General features: G+C 68.8%; 5 protein-coding genes and 2 pseudogenes. All 7 read left to right on the forward strand.

Annotation, left to right across the window (positions count from 1 at the left end):
- Positions 1-309: pseudogene (locus FW784_RS12050) on the forward strand (efflux RND transporter periplasmic adaptor subunit); the annotation flags it as partial.
- Entirely contained in the window at positions 306-1055 is a 750-nt protein-coding gene (locus FW784_RS12055; RefSeq protein ID WP_149353588.1) for an ABC transporter ATP-binding protein, read from the forward strand. The pseudogene FW784_RS12050 and the gene FW784_RS12055, both read left to right, overlap by 4 nt.
- The gene (locus tag FW784_RS12060) at positions 1052-2284 is read left to right on the forward strand and encodes an ABC transporter permease (protein WP_235893674.1); all 1233 of its coding nucleotides are present in this window, start codon (positions 1052-1054) and stop codon (positions 2282-2284) included. Before FW784_RS12055 ends, FW784_RS12060 begins: the two co-directional genes overlap by 4 nt.
- A gap of 260 nt (positions 2285-2544) precedes the next feature.
- Entirely contained in the window at positions 2545-3534 is a 990-nt protein-coding gene (locus FW784_RS12065) for an isoaspartyl peptidase/L-asparaginase family protein (RefSeq protein ID WP_235893675.1), read from the forward strand.
- A gap of 199 nt (positions 3535-3733) precedes the next feature.
- On the forward strand, positions 3734-4126 hold the full coding sequence (locus tag FW784_RS12070) for a diacylglycerol kinase (protein ID WP_149353590.1): 393 nt from the start codon (positions 3734-3736) through the stop codon (positions 4124-4126).
- Positions 4127-4159: 33 nt separating this feature from the next.
- On the forward strand, positions 4160-4891 hold the full coding sequence (locus FW784_RS12075) for a TerC family protein (RefSeq protein ID WP_149353591.1): 732 nt from the start codon (positions 4160-4162) through the stop codon (positions 4889-4891).
- Between the two features lie 87 nt (positions 4892-4978).
- Positions 4979-5596, forward strand: a pseudogene (locus FW784_RS12080) (LemA family protein); the annotation flags it as partial.
- Between the last annotated feature and the right edge of the window lie 94 nt (positions 5597-5690).

The following is a 5690-nucleotide window of genomic DNA, read 5'->3' on the forward strand; positions in this document are numbered from 1 at the left end:
GGCAACCGCAGCGGCGGACCGGGCGGATCGGCGGACAGCGGCGCGATGCGCCAGCGCATGGCCGAGCGCATGGCGCAGCAGTTCGCCGAATTCCGCGGCACGCTCACGCCCGACCAGCAGCAACGCTGGGATCGCGGCATCGCCGAGATGAGCGCCGCCAAGCGCGCGCCGCTGTACAAGCTGGTCGACGGCAAGCCGGAGCTGACGACCGTGCGCATCGGCGCGAGCGACGGCAGCTTCACCGAGGTTTCGGGCGCGGTGAAGCAGGGCGACGTCGTGATCGTCGGGGCGGAGCGAGCGCAACAATGACCGACGCGGTCATCGAGACCCGCGGGCTTGGCAAGGTCTATTCGGCGGGCACCGAAGCCGAGGTGGTGGCGCTGCGCGGCGTCGACATGCGCATCGGACATGGCGAGTTCGTCGCCATCATGGGGCCGTCGGGCTCGGGCAAGTCGACGCTGATGAACCTGATCGGTTGCCTCGATACGCCGACCGAAGGCAGCTACCTGTGCGACGGCGTGGACGTGGCGACGCTCGATGACGAGGCGCGCGCGCAACTGCGCCTGCGCAATATCGGCTTCGTGTTCCAGGGCTTCAACCTGCTGACGCGCCTGGACGCGCTGGAAAACGTCGCCATGCCGCTCGCGTATGCGGACGTGCCGCGTATCGAACGCCTTCGGCGCGCACAGGCGGCGCTCGAAGCGGTCGGCCTCGGCGCGCGCGTGCATCACAAGCCCAGCGAGCTCTCCGGTGGGCAGCAGCAGCGCGTCGCGATCGCACGCGCGCTGATCAACCAGCCGCCGGTGCTCCTCGCCGATGAACCCACCGGCGCGCTCGACACCAAGACCGGCGACGAGATCCTCGCGCTGTTCAAGCAGCTGCGTGACGACGGCCACACGGTCGTGCTGATCACGCATGACTCCGAAGTCGCCGCCCACGCGGACCGCGTGTTCGTGATGCGCGACGGCGAGCTGCAAACGCAGTCCGACGAAACGCGCGTGCCCGGCATCAGGCCGCCGCCCGCCACGGGCCCGTGGACGGAGGGCCTGACGTGAAGCTCGCCGAGACCATCCGCACCGCGACGTTCTCGCTGCGCGGCAACTGGATGCGCAGCGCGCTCACCTCGCTTGGCGTGATCATCGGCATCGCCGCCGTCATCGTCATGGTGTCGGTCGGGCAGGGGACGCAGGCGGAGATCGACAAGCTCGTGTCGGGGCTCGGCTCCAATCGCCTGGACGTGAGTTCCGGCGCGAACCGCGGCATGGGCGGCGTGCGCCTGTCGTCCGGCGCGTCGTTCACGTTGACACAGAAGGACGCCGATGCGATCCGGCAGGAAATACCGGAGGTGCAGTACGTGGCTGCATCGTTGCGGGGCAACACGCAACTGGTATTCGCCGAGAACAACGCGTCGTCGCAGTGGCAGGGCGTCGACGCCGACTGGTTCCCGATCAATGGCTGGACGCTCGCCAGTGGCGAGCCGTTTTCACGGGCGGACTACAGCGGCGGCAAATCGGTGATCGTTGGCGAGACCGTTCGTCGCGAACTCTTCGGCGAGGAGGAAGCGGTCGGCCAGACGGTGCGGATGGGGCGCGTGCCGTTCACCGTGGTGGGTGTGCTCAAGCCCAAAGGGCAGGGCGGGTTCGGGCAGGACCAGGACGACATCGTGGTGGTGCCGATCGAGACCGCGCGTCGTCGCCTGATGGGCGCGATGGGCCTTCCCGCGGGCGCCGTGATGCAGATCGCCGTAGGCGTTGGCGATGCGCGGGACCTCGACTATGCGCAGGGGGAGATCGAAGCGCTCTTGCGACAGCGGCACAAGATCCAGCCCGGCGACGAGGACGACTTCAACGTACGCAACATCGCGGAAGTCGTCGCCACGCGCACGCAGGCGACGCGGCTGATGTCGCTGCTGCTCGGCGCGGTCGCCAGCATCTCGTTGATCGTCGGCGGCATCGGCATCATGAACATCATGCTGGTCTCGGTCACCGAGCGCATCCGCGAAATCGGCCTTCGCATGGCGGTCGGCGCCGGCCCGGGCGACATCCAGCGGCAGTTCCTCGCGGAGGCGATGCTGATATCGCTGATCGGCGGTGCGCTCGGAATACTGATCGGCATCGCAGGCTCGCTCGCGGTGCAGAAGTTCGGCTCGCTGCCGGTGAAGCTGGACGCCCGGATCATCCTGTTGGCCGCCGGCTTTTCGATTGCGACCGGCCTGTTCTTCGGGTTCTATCCGGCGCGCAAGGCGTCGCGCCTGGACCCGATCGAGGCATTGCGGCAGCAGTAGGGAGCAGTTCGCGCGCACTGCGGGGTCGCGGTGGCCGTGCGCGTTTCCGCGACGTCGTGGCTCCCCGTCGCCGCACGCGCAGGCTCGGTTGCATGATCGCGCTGGATTGCGTCGGTCCCGTGCCGGGCGTGATGCTGCGCCGCACGTTCGAAACCCGGGTGTCGCACGATCGCGATCCGTCCCCGCGCGGCTATGCTCCGGCCTGTCCGCCCCCGGAGTCCGACATGCGCCTCCTACCGCTCGCCCTGCTCGCCTTCGCCATGACCGCCAACGCCCAGACCCCCGCCGCGTTGCCCGCATCCACCGGGCGCACCGCGCTCGTCATCCACGGCGGCGCTGGCTTCGTGCCCAAGGAGTCGCTGAGCGCGGCGGACGAGAAGGAGTACCGCGCTACGCTCCGGCTCGCGCTCGACGCCGGCAACGCGGTGCTGCAGCGCGGCGGGCCGGCCATCGACGCCGTGGAAGCATCGATCCGCGTTCTGGAGGAATCGCCGCGATTCAATGCCGGCAAGGGCGCCGTCTTCAACGCGAAGGGCGGCCACGAACTCGACGCGGCGATCATGGAAGGCCACACGCTGCGTGCAGGCGCGGTGGCCGGTGTCACCACCGTGCGCAGCCCGATCAAGCTCGCGCGTGCGGTGATGGAACACAGCCCGCACGTGATGCTCGCAGGCCCCGGCGCGGAGGCGTTCGCGGATACGCAGAAAGACATCGAACGCGTGCCGAATTCGTGGTTCGACACGCCGATGCGTCGCAGGCAGCTCGAGGAAGCGCAGCGCAAGGAGGCTGAGCAGAAGGCGGCGGTGATCGAGGGCGACGACGGCAACGTGCGGCGATACCTCGGCACGGTCGGGGCCGTCGCACTGGACAAGGCGGGCCACATCGCCGCGGGCACCAGCACCGGGGGCATGACCAACAAGCGCTGGGGCCGCGTCGGCGACTCGCCGATCATCGGGGCGGGCACGTGGGCCGACGACCGCTGCGGCGTATCGGGTACCGGCTGGGGCGAGTACTACATCCGCACCAACGCCGCGCGCGACATCTGCGCACGCGTCGAATACCGGGGCGACAGCCTGCAGGCGGCGGCCGACGAGGTGATCAACAGGATCATCCCGGCGATGGGGGGCGACGGCGGCGCGATCGCGCTCGACCGCGATGGCAACATCGCGATGCCGTTCAACAGCGGCAGCATGTTCCGGGCGTGGATCCGGCCCGACGGCAGCAGCGGCGTCGCCATCCACGAGGATTGACGGAGTCGCCGCGGGCTGCGGTTGGGTCCGCTCGCGGTTCGACACGCACCTGCGCGAGATGGCGGCCGGGGTCCCGGTCGACCGCCGCGGAGATACCCCGAACCGCCATGCGAGAATCGGCCACCGCCTCGCCCCCGGTTGCCTCGTCTGCGCGGCAGGCCTCCGCGACGCGGCCCTCGACACCGAACCTGGAATTCCCATGCCCGACACCGTCGGACACCTGCCCCGTACGCCGGCCCGTGTGCTCAAGGCCGCCCAGTGGTCGATGCAGGGCCTGGCCGCGGCCTGGAAGTACGAGTCCTCGTTCCGGCTCGAAGTCTGGCTGTTCGCGGTGCTCGCACCGCTCGCGTGCTGGCTCGGCCATGGCGGCGTCGAGCGCGCGCTGCTGATCGGCGCGATGCTCGGCGTGCTGGCGGTCGAACTGCTGAACTCTGCGATCGAGGCCGTGATCGAGCGCTACGGCGCCGAATTCCATGAGCTGGCGGGTCGCGCGAAGGACATGGGGTCGGCGGCGGTGTTCGTCATGATGATCAATGTGCTGGTGACGTGGGGCGCGATCCTGCTGCCCCGGCTGTCCGCGGCCGCCGCGTAAACTGCGCGGCCCGATGCGAACGGACCCCCGCTGATGGACATGCTGCTCGACCCGCAGACCTGGATCACGCTGGTCACGCTCAGCGCGATCGAGATCGTGCTGGGCATCGACAACCTTGTCTTCATCTCGATCGCGGTGAGCAAGCTGCCCGCGGCGGCGCGCGACCGTGCGCGGCGCTTTGGTATCGCGGTCGCCTGCGTCACCCGCATCGCGCTCCTGCTCACGCTCGCGTGGCTGGCCGGGCTGACCGACCCCCTGTTCTCGCTGCTCGGCCACGACGTGTCGGTGCGCGACCTGGTGCTGATCGTCGGCGGCCTGTTCCTGGTGGTGAAGGGCAGCGGCGAGATCCGCGACCTCATCGTCGGCGAGGCCGAGGAAGAGGACATGCACACCCGGCCCGTCGCGTCCTTCGGCATGGTGATCGCGCAGATCGCGATCATCGACATCGTGTTCTCGCTCGACTCCGTGATCGCCGCCGTCGGCATGGCGAACCAGAAAGTGGTGATGGTCGGCGCGATCCTGCTCGCGGTGGCGGTGATGCTGCTGGCCTCGAAACCGCTCGGCCGATTCATCGACGAGAACCCGACGATCAAGATGCTCGCGCTCGCCTTCATCGTGCTGGTGGGCGTCTTCCTCGTCGTCGAAGGGTTCGACGTGCACGTGTCGAAGGGCTACATCTACGGCGCGATGGCGTTCTCGGCAACGGTCGAGCTGCTCAACACGGCCGCACGTCGGCGCGCGGCGCGTCGCCAGCTCGAGCCCTAGCGTCCGCGGCCGTCACGGCGTATTTATAGCCGCTGCCGTTAGGGTTACGCCCCGACGGCACCACCGATCAGACGACCGAGGCCCACGATGCGCAAGCTGTTCAACGTCCTGCTCCTGCTGACGCTCGCCACGCTGCTCAGCGGCTGCGGCTACAACACCATCCAGCAGAAGGACGAGGCGGTGAACGCCGCCTGGTCACAGGTGCTGAACGTCTACAAGCGCCGCGCCGACCTGGTGCCGAACCTCGTCGCCACCGTGAAGGGCTACGCGACGCACGAGGAGCGCGTGTTCGTCGAGGTGACCGAGGCCCGGGCCAAGGTCGGCAGCATCAACGTCAATGCGAACGATCCGAACTCGCTCGCGCAGTTCCAGGCCGCGCAGACGCAGCTGCAGGGCGCGCTGAGCCGCCTTCTGGTGGTGAGCGAACAGTATCCGCAGCTCAAGGCCGACCAGAACTTCCTGCAGCTGCAGGCGCAGCTGGAAGGCACGGAAAACCGAATCACGGTCGAGCGCCAGCGCTATATCGCCACGGTGCAGGACTACAACACCTACCTGCGCCAGTTCCCGACCAACATCACCGCGAAGCTGTTCGGCTACAAGACGCGACCGAACTTCAGCGTCGAGAACGAAGCGCAGATTTCGAACGCGCCGACCGTCGACTTCAACACCGCCCCGCCGGCGCAGACCCTGCCGCCACCGCAGCCACAGCCGATGCAGCAGGCGGCGCCGATCCAGCAGGCGGCGCCGATGCAGCAGGCTGCTCCGATCCAGCAGGCGCAGCCGCTGCCGCCGTCGAGTG

The sequence above is a fragment of the Cognatilysobacter lacus genome (assembly GCF_008274655.1).
Lineage (GTDB): Bacteria > Pseudomonadota > Gammaproteobacteria > Xanthomonadales > Xanthomonadaceae > Cognatilysobacter > Cognatilysobacter lacus.